13 protein-coding genes and 1 other RNA gene are annotated in these 17,352 nt (G+C 44.9%); 9 read left to right on the forward strand and 5 right to left on the reverse strand.

What is annotated here, in order from left to right:
* Positions 1-105: 105 nt before the first annotated feature.
* The 3 genes from DWX84_RS13865 (at position 106) to ssrA (ending at position 3,990) form a co-directional block, all read left to right on the forward strand.
* The gene (locus DWX84_RS13865) at positions 106-987 is read left to right on the forward strand and encodes an alpha/beta hydrolase (protein WP_121961086.1); all 882 of its coding nucleotides are present in this window, start codon (positions 106-108) and stop codon (positions 985-987) included.
* A 206-nt stretch (positions 988-1,193) separates the two neighbouring features.
* On the forward strand, positions 1,194-3,506 hold the full coding sequence (bglX, locus tag DWX84_RS13870) for a beta-glucosidase BglX (protein ID WP_121961083.1): 2,313 nt from the start codon (positions 1,194-1,196) through the stop codon (positions 3,504-3,506).
* Between the two features lie 84 nt (positions 3,507-3,590).
* Positions 3,591-3,990, forward strand: a transfer-messenger RNA (tmRNA) gene (gene ssrA, locus DWX84_RS13875).
* Positions 3,991-4,030: 40 nt separating this feature from the next.
* Here ssrA and DWX84_RS13880 read toward each other — a convergent pair.
* A complete protein-coding gene (locus tag DWX84_RS13880; protein WP_008771615.1) occupies positions 4,031-4,852 on the reverse strand; it encodes a M23 family metallopeptidase in 822 nt (273 codons plus the stop codon).
* A gap of 423 nt (positions 4,853-5,275) precedes the next feature.
* Between DWX84_RS13880 and DWX84_RS13885 the strand changes: the two genes are divergently transcribed.
* The 4 genes from DWX84_RS13885 (at position 5,276) to DWX84_RS13900 (ending at position 8,588) form a co-directional block, all read left to right on the forward strand.
* Positions 5,276-5,578 carry a helix-turn-helix domain-containing protein gene (locus DWX84_RS13885; protein ID WP_005865121.1) on the forward strand — a complete coding sequence of 101 codons (303 nt, stop codon included), beginning with the start codon at positions 5,276-5,278 and terminating at the stop codon, positions 5,576-5,578.
* Positions 5,579-5,827: 249 nt separating this feature from the next.
* Positions 5,828-6,823: a TRAP transporter substrate-binding protein gene (locus tag DWX84_RS13890; protein ID WP_121961080.1), complete on the forward strand. Its 996-nt coding sequence runs from the start codon at positions 5,828-5,830 to the stop codon at positions 6,821-6,823.
* Positions 6,807-7,277 carry a TRAP transporter small permease gene (locus DWX84_RS13895; RefSeq protein WP_048927709.1) on the forward strand — a complete coding sequence of 157 codons (471 nt, stop codon included), beginning with the start codon at positions 6,807-6,809 and terminating at the stop codon, positions 7,275-7,277. The genes DWX84_RS13890 and DWX84_RS13895 overlap by 17 nt, the downstream gene beginning before the upstream one ends.
* 12 nt (positions 7,278-7,289) lie before the next feature.
* On the forward strand, positions 7,290-8,588 hold the full coding sequence (locus DWX84_RS13900) for a TRAP transporter large permease (RefSeq protein WP_008780864.1): 1,299 nt from the start codon (positions 7,290-7,292) through the stop codon (positions 8,586-8,588).
* Positions 8,589-8,766: 178 nt separating this feature from the next.
* Here DWX84_RS13900 and uxuA read toward each other — a convergent pair whose 3' ends face one another.
* From uxuA to DWX84_RS13920, 4 genes are all read right to left on the reverse strand, one after another.
* On the reverse strand, positions 8,767-9,945 hold the full coding sequence (gene uxuA / locus DWX84_RS13905) for a mannonate dehydratase (protein ID WP_048927710.1): 1,179 nt from the start codon (positions 9,943-9,945) through the stop codon (positions 8,767-8,769).
* An 82-nt stretch (positions 9,946-10,027) separates the two neighbouring features.
* A complete protein-coding gene (locus DWX84_RS13910; RefSeq protein ID WP_005855387.1) occupies positions 10,028-10,840 on the reverse strand; it encodes an SDR family oxidoreductase in 813 nt (270 codons plus the stop codon).
* A complete protein-coding gene (locus DWX84_RS13915) occupies positions 10,840-11,901 on the reverse strand; it encodes a LacI family DNA-binding transcriptional regulator (RefSeq protein WP_048927711.1) in 1,062 nt (353 codons plus the stop codon). The genes DWX84_RS13910 and DWX84_RS13915 overlap by 1 nt, the downstream gene beginning before the upstream one ends.
* 34 nt (positions 11,902-11,935) lie before the next feature.
* Positions 11,936-12,562 carry a hypothetical protein gene (locus tag DWX84_RS13920; protein ID WP_008780866.1) on the reverse strand — a complete coding sequence of 209 codons (627 nt, stop codon included), beginning with the start codon at positions 12,560-12,562 and terminating at the stop codon, positions 11,936-11,938.
* A gap of 300 nt (positions 12,563-12,862) precedes the next feature.
* Between DWX84_RS13920 and DWX84_RS13925 the strand changes: the two genes are divergently transcribed.
* Positions 12,863-14,074 (forward strand): efflux RND transporter periplasmic adaptor subunit, encoded by a 1,212-nt coding sequence (locus DWX84_RS13925; protein ID WP_008771622.1) that lies wholly within the window; start codon positions 12,863-12,865, stop codon positions 14,072-14,074.
* Between the two features lie 53 nt (positions 14,075-14,127).
* A complete protein-coding gene (locus DWX84_RS13930) occupies positions 14,128-17,349 on the forward strand; it encodes an efflux RND transporter permease subunit (RefSeq protein WP_048927712.1) in 3,222 nt (1,073 codons plus the stop codon).
* Positions 17,350-17,352 lie beyond the last annotated feature (3 nt).

Genomic DNA, 17,352 nt, shown 5'->3' on the forward strand with positions numbered 1-17,352 from the left:
GTCCGTAAGGGGTGACTCCTTTTTCTGTTTTTATTTATTCGATTCTGATTGGATAAATAAAATAAGATGTATATATTCGCTCCCTATAACTTAATAATGTGTTGTATGGTTAAGAAGTGGATATTCCCTTTATTGATTGGGGTTTGTTTAATCAATACGTCTATGGCACAAGAAAATCCGATTTTATTATTCCCAAAAGGGGCGCCGGGAGAAACTATTAAATTAATAGAGAAAGCTGATACGGATGGTGGAAAAACCGGTGGTGAGAGTGTTTTGCGTATTACGAATGTGAGTGAGCCAACGATTACTATATATCATGCTCCGGATGAAGTGGCCTCGGGTGCCGCTATGATTGTCTGTCCCGGTGGTGGTTACAATATTTTAGCTTATGATTTGGAAGGTGATGAAGTCTGTGAATGGCTTAATAATCTTGGAATAACTGCGGTCTTACTTAAATACCGGGTTCCAAGACGGGAAGGACTGGAAAAACACGAAGCTCCTTTGCAAGATGTACAGCGTGCGATTGGTTATGTTCGAGCGAACGCTGAGAACTTGAATATAGCTCCAAAGCGAATCGGTGTGATGGGATTCTCGGCTGGTGGCCATTTAGCTGCCATGGTTAGCAATAATTTTTTGAAACGTACTTATCCGGCTATTGATGCTACGGATAAAGTAAGTTGTCGTCCGGACTATTGTTTATTGGTTTATCCTGCTTATTTAGATGGAGAGAATTTCCAATTGGCACCAGAGTTAAAGGTTTCATCTGCCACACCTCCAACCATGTTAATTCAAGCGGAAGATGATAAATCTTATATCAACAGTAGTATTTTCTATTATTATGCCTTAAAGGAAGCTGGTGTTCCGGCATGGATGCATTTATATAGTCAAGGTGGCCATGGATATGGGTTACGAGATACGGGAGCGTCTGTAAATGAATGGCCGGATCGGGCTGAAGATTGGTTTCGTGAGATCGGTCTGATCGAATAGAACTCCAGATATCTTTTCTGGAGACTTGCGGAGTAGATTCTTAAATCGATTGCGCAATTTATTTATTACTAGTTTATTATTGATGGTAAACGTAGTAAAAACGTAGTGTAGAAAAGTGTGTTCTATAGCATATCGTATCTTTGAAGTAGTGAGTTTATTGCTGTTTTCTGTTATTCGGGCTTTTTTTGAAGTAAAAAAGCTAAGTTATGAAATTCCTTAAAAGTTCAGTTTTATTTATTTCAATGGCATGTATAGTGCCTGTTTGTTCGATAGCGAGAGAAAAAAGTGAGAGAATCACAAGAGCTGAGATTGAACAGAAAAGTGCGGATGAATTTATAAATGGTCTGATGAGTCGAATGACCGTTGATGAGAAAATTGGCCAATTGAATCTTCCTAGTTATGGAAACGTAATGCCAAATCCTAAAAAGAGTGAGATAGCCAGTCGTATTGTACGAGGAGAGGTTGGTGGTATATTTAATATATTCGGTGTCGATGCGATCCGGCAGTTACAAGAAGTCGCGGTTAAAGAAAGTCGGTTGGGGATTCCTATAATTGTTGGCGCTGATATTTGTAATGGTTATAAAACCGTTTTTCCCATTCCTCTAGGTCTTTCGTGTAGTTGGAAACCGGAGAATATAGAAGAGGTCGCTCGAATTTCCGCGAAGGAAGTTGGTGCTGATGGTATCTGTTGGACATATAGCCCGATGGTCGATATATATCATGATGCCCGGTGGAGACGAGTAAAGGAAGGAGCGGGCGAGGATCCGTTTCTTGGAGGTATAATGGCTCAAGCATGGGTGCGTGGTTATCAAGGCAATGATTTATCGGCTGATACGACTCTTATGGCATGTGTAAAGCATTATGCGCTTTATGGAGCGGCCGAGGCTGGTCGGGATTATAATACGGTAGATATGAGCCGTGTGACTGCCATGAATTATTACATGCGTCCTTATCAGGCTGCTGTAGAAGCAGGAGTAGGAAGTATCATGACTTCATTCAACGAATTTGAAAGTATCCCCGCGACCGGAAATACTTGGCTTCTTAATGACGTATTGCGTAAACAATGGGGATTTAACGGCTTTGTCGTGTCTGATTTTACGGCAATAGCGGAGATGGTAAACCATGGAATAGGTAATAGTCAGGAAGTCGGAGTCAAGGCGCTAAAGGCGGGTGTCGATATGGATATGATAGCGGACTGTTATCATGCCGTATTAAAGAAATCATTGGAAGAAGGGAAAATAACAGAGGCTGAGATTGACTCTGCTTGCCGGAGAATACTAATCGCAAAATACCAATTGGGATTGTTCCATGATCCATATAAATATTGTAATCCGAAAAGAGCCGCCAAAGAGTTCTTGTCGGTAAATAACGTATCCGCGGCCCGTCGTATTGCGGCGGAGTCTTTCGTGTTACTTAAAAATGATAATAATCTGCTTCCACTTAAAGGATGTCGTAAGGTCGCTGTGGTCGGTCCTTTAGCGGATAGCAAGGCGAATATGGCTGGATCGTGGAAATATGATGAGCAGACTAAATCTTATCATGGATTGGTAGAGGATTTACAGGAATCTTTGGGAAATGGAGTAGAGGTTGTTTTTGCAAAAGGCAGCAATCTAGTCGATGATTCCGTCTATGAAGCAAACTTTACGGATCAAAATCGTTCAACCCGGGATGATAGAAGCGATGAACAATTAATCGCCGAGGCCCTAAAAGTGGCGGAAGGCGCTGATGTGATTATCGCTGCTTTGGGTGAATCGATAGATATGAGTGGAGAAGGCGCTAGTAGAGCCATCCTTGAAATGCCGCAAACGCAGAAAAAATTACTGGATGCTATCCAAAAGACAGGAAAGCCGATCGTAATGGTACTTTTTACCGGAAGACCTTTGGCATTACAATCCGAGGAAAAGCAGGTGAATGCGATCTTGAACGTATGGTTCGGTGGTACGGAAGCAGGAGCGGCTATTGCCGATGTCTTGACCGGAAAGGTTTCTCCGACGGGGAAGTTAACCATGTCTTTTCCTCGTGTAACAGGCCAATGTCCGATCTATTACAATCATAAGATGACAGGACGTCCTATGTCTCCCGATGCTTGGTACATTCGTTATGTCTCCAATTATATAGATGTGTTGAATGAGCCTCTTTATCCATTTGGTTACGGTTTGAGTTATGCGACTTATACGTATGGCGATGTATCTTTGAATATGAATTCTATGGATGCAAATGGAAAAATTCAAGCATCCGTGATTGTTACCAATACGGGGGCTCAGGATGGAGAGGAAATCGTACAGCTTTATTTACGTGATATCGTACGCAGCATAACCCCTCCGGTCCAAGAATTGAAAGGATTCAAGCGAGTTGCGTTAAAAGCGGGAGAAAGCAAGAAAGTAACCTTTGATATTGATGTGGATATGTTGAAATTCTACGATTCAACCTTAGATTATGTCGCTGAGCCGGGTGAGTTTCAGGTAATGATCGGTGGAAATAGTAAAGAGGTGAAAACTGCTTCGTTTACATTAAAATAATCCTAATCGGAAGGAATCAGTTATGGGGCTTTGCTAAATTCGAAATTATATGTATCTTTGCCAAAAGAAATATTACAAAACCATGGGGATGACCGGTTTTGACAGCGGGTAGAAGTGGTTTGTAAGCATGTAGTGCGTGGTTGGCTTGCACTTAAATCTCAGACAACGAACAATTAACTGGCGAAAATAATTACGCTCTCGCTGCTTAATCGAAGTATAGTAGATTCAAGCTTAATCCCTGCAAAAGTTGCGGGGACGTGACATCACCCGGATGCTGTGGCTCCGAAGCGTTCCGATCAGGTGGTGCAGCAATATCGGAGATAGTTTGAGATAAGCCTCGGGTCTCAGGCGAAACTTTAGAGGATAAGGGATGAGTGGGTGGCTTCGGTCTTGCTCTTCCCCGACAATGAAGGCGAAGATAAACATGTAGAAAGCAAATTAATTCCTCGTTTGGACGAGAGTTCGAATCTCTCCATCTCCACGGAATGAAAAAAGGTCTTACGGATTGCCCGTAAGGCCTTTTTTCATTCATTGTAAACCCATTTATAAGGAGGTGGCGGTACGTATGGACCAGCCTTTTGATGGGGTAATATATCAACCGATTTGACGATTACGTTATTACCTTTCTGGGTACAAACCAGACATTTTGAACGTAATTTCCTTTTAGCCATGTTGAAGACGATATTCGGATTGAAATGAACTCCGTTTATACGAGTCTCAAAATGTAAATGCTCGGTAGTAGCCCTGCCGGTACGTCCGGTTAAGGCGATCGGTTGTCCGGCGAGAACACGATCTCCGGGTTTAACCAAGTTCTTGGAGTTGTGGCTATAGATCGTTTCCAGTCCATTATAATGGCGAACAACGATAACGTTGCCATAGGCGGCGAATGGTTTCGCCATCCTGACAATACCATCGAAAGCAGACACGATCGTATCGTTGGCACAAGTTTTGATATCTACTCCGGAATGATGTCTTCTCCTTCCCCCGTAAGGAGAGATCACGTTTCCATTAGGAAGGGGAAATGCGTATTCCCCGGCGGGGATTAAGGATAAATCAATAATTTCCGTGTTATTCTCATCGAATAGCTTGGGGTCCTTGATCGCTATCTGGCTTTTATCACGGGGCGTAAAGGCTTCCGTGATATCTTTTCTAGGAGAATGACAAACCGCTAGCTCCGGAGCTTCCGGCAACATGAAATTGAAATCCACGACGGGAAGAGGAATATTTGCCGTAGGGAAATCCACAGTTTCGGGAGGGGCCGGGCGTGGAGCAGGCTTTTGCGTACGGCAAGACGCAAATAAAATTAGCGTAAGAATGAGTATTCCATTGTGTATTTTAGATGCCATTAGATATTGTTTTACCACAAAAGTATAAAAAAGCCTCTTTCAATGGCCTATATTTCCGATATGTTTATACTTCTTTTTATTCTTTGTGTTTTTTCTGATAGTTGAATTTGCCTACCTTTGTAAAGGTAAAATGGAGATATTATACGATGATTGAGGGGACTAGTTTGTCTCTTTGGTCAGAGAGGATGACGATATTGTATTTGCTGGTATTTCTCTAAACTGAAAACGACCAATTTAAAGTACACAGAGAAATAGACAATGCGAATACACCTGTATTTGGTGTGTTCCTTTGCCTTATTTCTGTTGTGTACAAGGCATTTGGTCGTGCCGCAGTTTGACGGGTTTAAGGTAAAGTGTAACACACCTTTTCTCAGATGTGGGTTTATTTATGAGATAAGATTACCTTAAAAACGGCTTTTGTATATGAAAGAACAAAAGGAGATACATATCGGTTCGTTAATAAAAGAGAAAATGGAAGAGCGGGGACTTTCGGTTTCTGATTTTGCCCATGCGCTTCATTATGAACGTACCAATATTTATAAGATATTTAAGCGAAGCAGTATTGATGTTGATTTGTTACTGCGTATATCGGAAGTCTTAGCCTATGATTTCTTGCGGGAGGTGTATTTAGCGGACGAACCCCGGCGATATTCAATCACTATAGAAGCGGACAAGGAAGATATAGAGGAGATCCGTAAATGGCTGTTAGAGAAAAGGCGTGAATAAGTTTCACGCTTTCGTGAAATAAGATCACGGTCGATATAAGACCGGTCACTTTGATTGTTTCTACATTTGACCGTCTCGATGTTTCATCATAACATTAGAGAAATAGGTTAAATCAAGGCCGTGCTCTTCTTGTTCCGTATGTGAATATAGGCAGGAAGAAAGCGGCCACTTTTTTCTTCTGTGTACGTGCACAATTCGATTATTTCCTTTATATTTGTCGATAAACAACGAATTGTTAACATTTCTAATATGAAAGTTCTAAAGACCGCCCTGCTATTCCTGATGTGCGTATCTTTCTCCTTCTCCTGTAAGGAAGGGGTAAAGGAAGTAAGGGTGCTGAAACTGGCACACGGATTGCCCCCCAGCCATTCCGTCCATTTAGGATTGCTCTATATGAACGAGCGTCTGAAAGAGTTGTCCGGAGGAAAGATGAGCATGGATATTTATTCTTCCGCTCAATTGGGGTCCGAAAATCAATGTATAGAGTTGCTTCAAATAGGAAGTCTCGATATCACGAAAGTTTCCTCCGCCGCGTTGGAAGGATTTGCCGATCCGTTTAAGGTATTTGGCATACCTTATCTATTCCGTTCCCGTGAGCAGTTTTTCGAGGTGTTGGATGGTTCGGTAGGTAAACAGATATTGGGATCAACGGAACCTTATTGGTTTAGGGGACTCGCTTATTTTGACTCGGGGGCCCGTAGCTTTTATACGGTAAACAAGCAGATTCGTACTCCCGAGGATCTGAAAGGACTGAAGATCCGTGTGCAAAAGAGCCCGATAGCCGTGGAGATGATGAAGACATTCGGTGGTTCGGCTACTCCCGTGGATTGGGGTGAATTGTATACGGCCTTACAAAGTAATGTCGTGGATGGAGCCGAGAATAATACGCCTTCCGTGACAACAGCGTTCCATCATGAGGTGGTAAAATACTATTCAGTCAATGAGCACACGATGTGTCCGGACGTGATCATCATTAGCTTGGCTACTTGGCAGAAGCTGACGGAACAAGAACGTAATTGGCTGCGACAGGCCGCTGACGCCGCCGCTATTTATCAACGGAAACTTTGGGCGGAGCAAGAGAAGCAATCGCTAGAGGAGATGGAAGCGCATGGCGTAGAGATTATTTACCCGGATAAGCAGCCGTTTATGGATGCCGCCGCCCCGATGATCGAGCGGTTTAAGAATGATCCGGTTTTTCATGATTTAATAGATCAAATGCAGAATACCCATGAGAAAGATAATTGATAAAGGATTGGAGCTATCGTTGATTTTCTTGATGGCTTTCTTGGTCGTGGATGTGCTATGGCAGGTATTAAGCCGGTATATTCTGGTTTCCCCGAGTTCCGTGACGGATGAATTGGCCGGATATTTATTGATCTGGGTGGGATTGTTGGGGGCCGCTTATGTATCCGGTAAAAATGAGCATCTAGCGATCGATTTATTGCTTCAACATATGCGTCCTTCCCGCAGAAAGCTCTTGCGATTGTTTATCTTCTTGATCGTATTTTTATTCGCTGTATTTGTATTGATCGTAGGAGGGGCTTGGCTGGTATACACTCGTTTTCATTTGGGAGTTACTTCGGCTTCCTTAGAGATTAATTTAGGATATGTGTATTTGGCATTGCCGCTAGGGGGATTGCTTACCGCTTATTATGCGATAGATAACGCAATCACCTTATTTCGTTCCTCTAATTCTTAAAAGACTGATGATATGGATATTATAGGTATACTCGTATTAGTGATAAGTTTCTTTTTCCTGCTGGTGGTCGGGGTTCCGGTAGCGTATAGCATCGGCGTGGCGGGTATATTGACGATGCTCGTGAATATAGACTCGCTTCCCGCCCTTACGACTTATGCGATGCGTATGGCTTCGGGTCTGGACAGTTTCGCTCTGTTGGCGATCCCGTTTTTTATATTGGCGGGGAATATCATGAATAGCGGAGGTATCGCCTTGCGCTTGATCGATTTCGCTAAAGTGCTGGTCGGACGGTTACCCGGAGGACTGGCGGTGGTCAATGTCGTGGCGAATATGTTATTCGGGGCGATCAGTGGCTCTGCCGCCGCCGCTGCCTCTGCTATCGGGAGTATTATGACACCGGAGATGAAAAAGGCCGGTTACGATCCGAATTTCAGTGCCGCCGTAAATATCTCTTCCGCCACTACCGGCATGACGATACCTCCGAGTAATGTCTTGATCGTTTACTCCTTGGCGAGTGGTGGAGTCTCTGTATCCGCCTTGTTTATGGCTGGTTATCTACCGGGAATTCTTACGGGAGTGGCGATCATGATCGTAGCCGCTATGTTTGCCGCACGAAAGGGGTATCCGGTTGGCGTACGTGTTCCGTTCTCGGAGGCGACAAGGGTATTTTTCAGGGCGATCCCTAGTTTGATGCTATTGGTGATCGTGATCGGAGGAATCTTGGCGGGATTGTTTACGGCTACCGAGGCTTCGGCGATCGCTGTACTGTATGCGTTAATCCTCTCTTTTATCTATAAAGAACTTACTTGGGCTAAATTGCCGCAAGTGTTATTGCGATCGGCCAAGACTACGGCTATCGTCCTTCTTTTGGTGGCGACCTGTACGGGTTTATCTTGGATCATGAGTTATGAGAATATTCCTCAGACGGTAAGTGCCGCTTTGCTAAGTATAAGCGACAATCCGGTGGTCATCTTGATACTTATCAACGTGATCCTATTGATTGTCGGGATCTTTATGGACATGACGCCCGCTGTCTTGATCTTTACCCCGATCTTCCTGCCGATAGCGACGGGGCAATTGGGGATGGACCCGGTACATTTCGGGATCATGATGGTATTGAACCTTTGTGTGGGATTGTGTACGCCACCGGTGGGTTCGGTATTGTTTATCGGATGTAGCGTAGCGGGGACAAAGATCGATCAGGTGATCCGTCCGTTGCTGCCGATGTTCGCGGCGATGGTTATCGTCTTGTTCTTGGTGGCCTTCTTGCCGGATTTAAGTTTATTGATTCCCCGGTTGTTCGGTTTGTGATGTTCCCCCATAGGGGCGAGGTAGCCTTGTGCTATAAATAGGGCAGTACTCTGTACGAAGTATTCCAGTACTTACGTGCTGAGTACCGCAATACTTCGTACAGAGTACTGTAGTACTTTAGCCACAGTACTGCGGTACTTCGTACACAGTACTGTGCTAACTGTAAGACGCTGTCTTTTTAATGTCCTTTGAACAGGGATAAGGCGATACCCATCTCCAATCCCCGTAGCTCGGCCAGACCCCGTAAACGTCCGATGCAGGAGTAGCCCGGGTTGGTTTTCTTCTTTAGGTCGTCTATCATTTGATGTCCATGATCCGGTCGCATGGCGATGGAGCATTGGCGGCGTTGCTGCAATTCCAGTAAGGCTTTCATGACACCGTACATATCCACATCGCCCTCCAGATGGTTCGCCTCGAAGAAATTACCCTCCGAGTCTCGTTGCGTGCTGCGGAAATGAACGAAATCGATCCGATCCCCGTAACGTTCCATGATCCCGGCCAAGTCGTTATCACTTCTGACACCGAAAGAACCTGTGCATAGGCAAAGCCCGTTGCTAGGATTCGGCACGGCCTCTATTAACTTCCGGAAATCATCTTCCGTGCTCAAGATACGGGGAAGCCCGAGAATGGAATAGGGGGGATCATCCGGATGGATAACGAGCTTGACACCGGCCTCGTCCGCCACGGGAGCCATTTCCCGTAAGAAATAGATCAGGTTCGAGCGAAGTCTCTCCGCGTCGATATCTTTATAACGGTCTAACGCTTCCCTGAACTGCTCGATCGTAAAAGTCTCTTCCGAGCCGGGTAGTCCGGCGATCATATTGCGAACCAACAGCTGGCGGTCTTCCTCGCTCATAGCGTCATAGCGTGCCTTGGCTTTCGCCTTGTCCGCCTCCGTATATTCGACTTCCGCCGCCGGTCGTTTCAATATAAATAAGTCGAACGCCATAAAAGCCGCATGTTCAAAGCGCAAGGCTTTGGAACCATCCGGCATCGTATAAGCCAAATCGGTACGAGTCCAGTCCAATACCGGCATGAAGTTGTAAGTAACTACCCGGATATCGCAAGCTCCCAGATTACGGATGCTTTGTTTGTAGTTCTCTATATAGGTTTGAAAATCCCCGGTTTGCGTCTTGATATGCTCGTGTACGGGCACACTCTCAACCACACTCCACCGTAATCCGGCGGATTCGATCAAGGCTTTCCGCTTTTGAATCTCTTCCGTAGTCCAAACTTCCCCGTTCGGGATATGGTGCAACGCATTTACGATACCGGTGGCACCCGCCTGACGGATGTCCCAAAGGCTGACAGGATCATTCGGTCCGTACCAACGCCAAGTTTGCTCACATAGATACATAATGAATAATTTTTAAATTTATCAATGTGCCAATATACCAATGCGGTTTGATGCATGGCTGGTTGGCACATTGGCACATTATTTAGATGGAGAAAGCGTCGAAACCTCCGTCTATGGGGATCACGGTACCGGTTACGAATGCGGAGGCGTCGCTCGCCAGCCATTGTAAAGTACCGAGTAACTCCTCCGGTTTTCCTAAGCGGCGGAACGGCGTGTGCGCGACGATCGTGTTGCAACGATCACTAGGTGATCCATCCGGATTGCTCATCAATGCCCGGTTCTGCTCGGTAAGGAAGAATCCCGGTGCCATGGCGTTCACTCGCAGGCCCTCTCCGAATTTAATCGCCAGCTCCCCGGCCATGTATTGCGTGAAATTGTTGATAGCGGCTTTCGCACATCCATAGCCAACCACACGAGTCAATGGGCGTAGGGACGATTCGGACGAGATATTAATAATGCTTCCTTTCCCTTGCCCCACCATGACCTCGGCGAAGACCATTGTCGGCAGTACGGTCCCGAATAAGTTCAGGTCCACGACCGTCCGGAAAGCATCGATATCCAGATCAAAGATCGTCTTGTCGGGAGGAATCGTCGCTCCGGCTTGGTTGCCACCCGCCAAATTGACTAAAACATCAATCTTCCCATATGCTTTCAATATCTCTTGCTTGTTTTGCTCCAGCAAGGCTTTATCCAGTACGTTTGAAACCAAGAATAAGGCCTCGCCCCCTTCCGCTTTAATCTCATTGACCAAGGCAGATCCTTTTTGCTCGTTTCGTCCGAGGATTACGACATACGCGCCTTCTCTCGCCAAGTGTTTGGCCATGCAGGCTCCTAATATACCATAGCCTCCGGTCAACAAAATCACTTTCTCTTTTACGCTAAATAAGGAGTTCATCAGATATAATTATTGTAGTATTGTATATTTTCCTTTACCAAGATATCGATCGGCATATAATTGACAGGCTCAATTTTCTCCTTAAGGATCAAATACCTGAAAAGTGCCTTGATACAATGATATCCTTGTACCTCCGGTCGCTGGGCGATCAAATGCGTGATCAAGCCGTTTTCCAGATAACGGACGTTCGGTTCTATCACATCGTAGCCAAGAAGCTTGAAAGGATAGTCCGGCCGTTCGCTACTTAGATAATCTCCAAGGAAATGGGCCCTCGAATTAAAGATGATACCGATTCTTACTTGAGGATATTTGTCGAAGAAAGTATTCAGTAGTCTCGTATTCTCTTCTCGGTCATCCGCGTGCACATGCAGCAAATGAATCTTTCCCTTGAATGAGGTATTGGCGAGATAATCCCGGAATCCTTCCTCTCGCTTCTGCACTTGCGTAGAACATGAATCCCCCTTACGGGTGAAACGGAAAATCACTAGATCGTCCTCTTCACGGATTTGCTCGAATAAAAGGCGTCCCGCTATATACCCCGAATCATATGAATGCGTTCCGTAGTAAGAGATACAATTCGTGTGGTCGATAAAAGAATCGATTAATATATAAGGAATACCTTTCAGGTCTAGCCGCTGGGTCAAGGTCAAGACACTTTGCTTGAATAATGTAGCGATGATAACCCCTTGGCAATCCGCGGTCTCAATCTTCGGGATTAATTCGTCGAAACTGTTGCTATCGTATTGGTCAAAATAGATTTGCTCGACATCTATATTATAGCTAAACAATTCCCGTTCCGCTTTCTCGATCCCTTGGCTTAGTTTCGCCCAGTATTCCCCTTCATGGAAAGAAGGGATCAAAGCGATGAAATGATATTTTTTCTTCAACGCTAAAGAACGGGCTATCAAATTTGGTTGATAGTCAATTTCTTTTAAGACTTTCTCCACCTTTTTCCGTGCGTCCTCCGATACCTTTCCCCGCTCATGTAAAATGCGGTCTACCGTACCGGTTGATACGCCGGATAATTCGGCGATATCTTTTATCCTGTAATTTTTATTCATGGTATAGATTGTAGTGTGTATTCGTCCTCTCTGCTTATTCGAGTATTTGAAGAGGAGTGTTCAATTTACGGAAAACGTAGCCATACATCATATAGATAAGAGGAACGGCGACGAAAATTCCGATACCGAACAAAATACATCCTAATATCAAGATCCCGATCATAACCAACGCCAGAATGAACAGAGGCAATACTTGTCCTTTCGTTATCTCCCAGCTTTTATGCAAAGACTCGATAATCCCGGCGTTTTCCTCGATAATAAAGGCTTGGAAGAACTGAAGGCGCAATGCCAGATAAATACCGGGGATGATAAAAAATAAGAAACCCGCCAATACGACAAATCCCGTGATAAGACTCGCTAGAAAGTAGGTGATGATATTCTTTGTCTGTTGTCCATATGCGGAAAACTGAGGTTCTTCCCCATCCAACGCCTGAAATATATTTTTCATATATCCTAAGGAGAAAATAATGGAGAATAACGCGCTGATCACGTTTACGATGATTTTACCGATAATAGAACTTTGCATGGGCATCGCGAACGCTGTCAGCGTGAAAGACAAGATACAATATCCGATTAATAATCCGGCTAATATCCATAGCTGCGACTTCGTTCCCTTCCATGCGGTACTGAATACTTCTGATATTATAAATTTAGGCTCCATAATATATAATATTTGTTTATTGTGTGTGGACACAAATGTAAAATATATTGTTGAAAAAAACAATTTTATTTTCGTTTGAAACCAAAAGAGATGTATTTCAACAGGCGCTTCCTTTTAAGTGCTATTAATTTAGGTGAAAAAGATAAGTAGGAAACAGAAATCGTGTAAAAAGTTTCTACATTTGTAGGATGAAACGACGAGTAAAGACCCTATTGTGTGAATAGATGTGAAAGATCTCCACTTGGGTTAGAAAGAAAAGGTAACTGAAAAACAGCCTTGAATATATAATTATATACAAATATGGATAAACGAATGCTGAAAATTACGATTACTCAGTTAAGGCAGATCGCATTGTTTGCGGTTGGTATGTCTTTATTAACTGCCTGTGGAAACAGTCAGAGTGGTATGAAATTAGGGGATGCTGAGTTCGCTGTGATGGCGGTCAATTCAACGACTAGCGACCAAACAACATCCTATCCGGCTACTATCAAAGGTACGCAGGATATCGAAGTCCGTCCTCAAGTTTCTGGATTTATCGTGAAATTATGTGTGGATGAGGGAGCTACGGTTCGTAAAGGACAGGCGTTGTTCCAAATTGATCCTACGCAGTACGCTGCCGCGGTAGGTCAGGCTAAGGCCGCGGTAGAGATGGCGAAGGCAAACGTAAGCACTTTAACATTGACCGAGAAGAATAAGAAAACTTTGTTTGATCAGAAAATCATCAGTGATTTCGAGTATCAGACTGCCGTGAACCAGCTGATGTCGGCAAAAGCGAGCTTGGCGCAGGCGGAGGCTCAATTGGTTAGCGCTAACCAGAACTTGTCTTTCTGTACGGTTACAAGTCCCTCGAACGGTGTTGTCGGTACATTCCCGTATCGTGTAGGTAGCTTGGTAAGCGCTTCGATCGCTCAACCGCTGACTACCGTATCTGAGATCGGTGATATGTATGTGTATTTCTCTATGACGGAAAAGGAGCTATTGGCATTGACGAAAGCCGGTGGTACCTTGAAAGAGCAATTAGAGAAGATGCCGGCCGTAAGACTGCAATTGGCGGATGGCTCTACGTACCATCATGAGGGTAAGATTGATGCCGTGAGCGGTGTTATCGATCAATCTACCGGTTCTGTAAGCATGCGTGCTATTTTCTCTAACGAGGGAAATGTCTTACGAAGCGGTGGTACTGGTAATATTATCTTCCCATATACGATGAACGATATCATTACGATCCCTCAATCGGCTACCGTGGAGATCCAGGATAAGAAATTCGTATTTGTATTGCAGCCTGATAATACCGTGAAGAATACCGAGATCAAGGTTTCCAATTTGAATGATGGCAAAAATTATTTAGTGACGGGAGGCTTGAAGTCCGGTGATAAGATTGTCGTGGAAGGCGTACAGATCTTGAAAGACGGCCAGGAAATCCAGCCGATTACTCGTGAGCAGCAAAAGGCAAAGTACGATCAGGCCTTGAAAGACCAGCATGACGGTAATTTGCAGACTGCTTTTAATTAATAGGTATATAGAATAAGACAAATATTCGCTTTTGTCGAGTAAAAACGAAAGATATGAAATTAGATAGATTTATAAACCGCCCGGTGCTCTCCACGGTGATTTCCATCTTGATTGTCATCTTGGGTTTCCTAGGCTTGATTTCCTTGCCGGTTACCCAATATCCGGATATCGCCCCTCCAACCGTTTCGGTAAGGGCAACTTATACGGGTGCCAATGCGCAAACGGTATTGAATAGTGTGATCGCGCCTTTGGAAGACCAGATCAATGGTGTTGAGAACATGATGTATATGAGTTCCAATGCCTCTAATAATGGTTCTGCGGATATCTCCATTTATTTTAAGCAAGGAACGGACCCGGATATGGCGGCTGTCAATGTGCAGAACCGTGTATCTATGGCACAAGGTTTGTTGCCTGCCGAGGTAACGCAGATTGGTGTGACGACCCAGAAACGTCAGAACTCAATGTTGTTGGTTTTCTCCGTATACGCGGAAGATGATCGTTATGACTCAGAGTTTCTTGAGAATTACGCAAAGATTAACTTGATCCCGGAAGTCCAGCGTGTGCCGGGTGTCGGTGATGCCAACGTGTTGGGTACGGACTACTCCATGCGTATTTGGTTGAAGCCGGATGTGATGGCCCAATATAAATTAAGTCCGAGCGACGTAACCGTTGCCTTGTCTGAACAGAACGTAGAGGCCGCTCCGGGTTCGTTCGGCGAACAAGGAAATCAGTCTTTCCAATATACGATCCGCTATAAAGGACGTTTGCAAGAGGCTAATGAGTTTGAGCAGATTGTTGTAAAGGCTTTGCCGGATGGTGAGGTCTTGCGTTTGAAAGATATCGCCGATATCGAGTTGGGGCGTTTGACTTACAACTTTATCAACCGTGTAAATGGTCACGACGCCGTTACCTGTATCGTTTACCAGATGCCGGGAACCAACGCTACGGAAACAATTAGTAACATTGAAACCTTGCTGGAGGAAACTCAGTTGACAATGCCTCCCGGAATGAAGGTGAATATTTCCATGAATGCCAATGACTTCTTGTTCGCTTCTATCCATGAGGTAATCAAGACTTTGTTGGAGGCGTTCGTATTGGTGTTTATCGTGGTATATGTGTTCTTGCAGGATTTGCGTTCTACGTTGATTCCGGCTATCGCTATCCCGGTTGCCTTGATCGGTACCTTCTTTATGTTATCCTTGATCGGATTTAGTATCAACTTGTTGACTCTTTGTGCTATGGTGCTTGCCATCGCTATTGTGGTCGATGATGCGATCGTCGTCGTCGAGGGTGTCCATGCCAAGTTGGACCAAGGGTACAAGTCGGCGAAACTCGCTTCTATCGATGCCATGAGTGAGTTGGGTGGCGCTATCGTCTCCATTACGTTGGTCATGATGTCCGTGTTTATTCCCGTAAGTTTCATGGGAGGTACGGCCGGTACGTTCTATCGCCAGTTCGGTCTGACGATGGCGATCGCTATCGGTTTGTCCGCTTTGAACGCCTTGACATTGAGTCCCGCCTTGTGTGCGATATTCCTGAAACCACACGATACGGAACATAAGGAAAAGAAAACGACCTTCGTTTCCCGATTCCATACTTCGTTTAATGCGGCTTATGATTCTTTGTTGGCTAAATACAAGAAAAGTATCGTATTCTTCATTCAGAAAAAATGGCTTTCATTCGGTATTGTTGCCGCATGTATTGCGTTATTGGTGTTCTTGATGCAGGTTACTCCTACAGGCATGGTGCCGAACGAGGACACGGGTACGATTATGGGTGCTGTTACGTTACCCCCGGGAACTTCCCAGGAGCGTACCTTTGAGGTAATGAATAAGGTGGATAGCTTGATCGCTGCCGATCCGGCCGTTGAGTCTCGTACGGCGGTTGTCGGTTTTAGTTTCATCGGTGGTCAGGGACCTTCTTACGGTTCATTCATCATCAAGCTGAAAGATTGGGAGGAGCGTTCTATGATGCAAAATTCCGATATCGTATATGGTAGCTTGTTCATGCGTGCCCAAAAGATCGTAAAGGACGCTCAGGTATTGTTCTTTACGCCTCCTATGATCCCCGGTTACTCAGCGTCCAGTGATATTGAGTTGAATATGCAGGATAAGACCGGAGGTAATTTGGATCGTTTCTTTGATATCTCCAAGGAATATATGGCCGCTTTGACGGCACGTCCGGAGATCAAGTCCGCTCAAACTACGTTTAACCCGAACTTCCCGCAATACGAGATCGATATCGACGCTGCCGCTTGTAAGAAAGCCGGTATCAGTCCGAAGGACATCTTGTCTACCTTGCAGGGATATTATGGTGGTTTATATGCCTCTAACTTCAACCGTTTCGGTAAGATGTACCGTGTAATGGTGCAAGCGGATCCCGATTTGCGTAAGAATATGGAGTCCATGAAGAACATCAAGGTAAAGAGCGGTAACGATATGGCTCCGATTTCCCAGTTCATTACGATGAAGAAGGTATATGGCCCGGATATCATCAGCCGTTTCAATATGTATACCGCCATCAAGGTCATGGTTGCCCCGGCGGATGGTTATACCAGTGGTCAGGCGTTGAAAGCGATTGACGAGGTGGCTAAGACAACGCTTCCGGCAGGTTTCGACTATGAGTTAGGTGGTATGGCACGTGAGGAGGCAAGTACGAGTGGCAGTACGACGGCTTTGATCTTCTTGTTGTGTTTCGTATTCGTTTACTTGCTGTTGAGCGCGCAGTATGAGAGTTACATCCTTCCTTTGTCCGTATTGCTCTCCGTGCCGTTCGGTTTGATGGGTAGCTTTTTGTTCGTCCAAGGTTGGGCCGCTTTGGGAAATATCCCGGCGTTGAAGATGATCGTAGGAACCATGTCTAACAATATCTATATGCAGATCGCCTTGATCATGTTGGTAGGTTTGTTGGCGAAGAACGCTATCTTGATCGTAGAGTTCGCTTTGGAACGTCGTCGTATGGGTATGAGTATCACATGGGCTGCCGTATTAGGAGCCGCCGCCCGTTTGCGTCCGATCTTGATGACCTCATTGGCGATGGTGGTCGGATTGTTGCCTATGATGTTCGCGTTCGGAGTAGGAGCGCACGGTAACCGTACATTGGGTACAGCGGCTATCGGCGGTATGTTCATCGGTATGATCTTCCAGATCTTTATTGTTCCGGTTTTGTTCGTGGTATTCCAGTACTTACAGGAGAAATTCAAGCCGATCGAATGGGAAGATTTGGATAACAGCGATATGAGTACGGAAATAGAACAGTACGCTAAAATAAAATAAGAG

Source organism: Parabacteroides sp. AF21-43, from assembly GCF_003635435.1.
Taxonomy (GTDB): Bacteria; Bacteroidota; Bacteroidia; order Bacteroidales; family Tannerellaceae; genus Parabacteroides; species Parabacteroides distasonis.

Excerpts from the sequence above, each read along its gene's own strand:
- DWX84_RS13865 (WP_121961086.1), top strand. The coding sequence starts at position 106 with ATGGTTAAGAAGTGGATATTCCCTTTATTGATTGGGGTTTGTTTAATC.
- bglX (WP_121961083.1), top strand. The coding sequence starts at position 1,194 with ATGAAATTCCTTAAAAGTTCAGTTTTATTTATTTCAATGGCATGTATA.
- DWX84_RS13880 (WP_008771615.1), bottom strand. The coding sequence starts at position 4,852 with ATGGCATCTAAAATACACAATGGAATACTCATTCTTACGCTAATTTTA.
- DWX84_RS13885 (WP_005865121.1), top strand. The coding sequence starts at position 5,276 with ATGAAAGAACAAAAGGAGATACATATCGGTTCGTTAATAAAAGAGAAA.
- DWX84_RS13890 (WP_121961080.1), top strand. The coding sequence starts at position 5,828 with ATGAAAGTTCTAAAGACCGCCCTGCTATTCCTGATGTGCGTATCTTTC.
- DWX84_RS13895 (WP_048927709.1), top strand. The coding sequence starts at position 6,807 with ATGAGAAAGATAATTGATAAAGGATTGGAGCTATCGTTGATTTTCTTG.
- DWX84_RS13900 (WP_008780864.1), top strand. The coding sequence starts at position 7,290 with ATGGATATTATAGGTATACTCGTATTAGTGATAAGTTTCTTTTTCCTG.
- uxuA (WP_048927710.1), bottom strand. The coding sequence starts at position 9,945 with ATGTATCTATGTGAGCAAACTTGGCGTTGGTACGGACCGAATGATCCT.
- DWX84_RS13910 (WP_005855387.1), bottom strand. The coding sequence starts at position 10,840 with ATGAACTCCTTATTTAGCGTAAAAGAGAAAGTGATTTTGTTGACCGGA.
- DWX84_RS13915 (WP_048927711.1), bottom strand. The coding sequence starts at position 11,901 with ATGAATAAAAATTACAGGATAAAAGATATCGCCGAATTATCCGGCGTA.
- DWX84_RS13920 (WP_008780866.1), bottom strand. The coding sequence starts at position 12,562 with ATGGAGCCTAAATTTATAATATCAGAAGTATTCAGTACCGCATGGAAG.
- DWX84_RS13925 (WP_008771622.1), top strand. The coding sequence starts at position 12,863 with ATGGATAAACGAATGCTGAAAATTACGATTACTCAGTTAAGGCAGATC.
- DWX84_RS13930 (WP_048927712.1), top strand. The coding sequence starts at position 14,128 with ATGAAATTAGATAGATTTATAAACCGCCCGGTGCTCTCCACGGTGATT.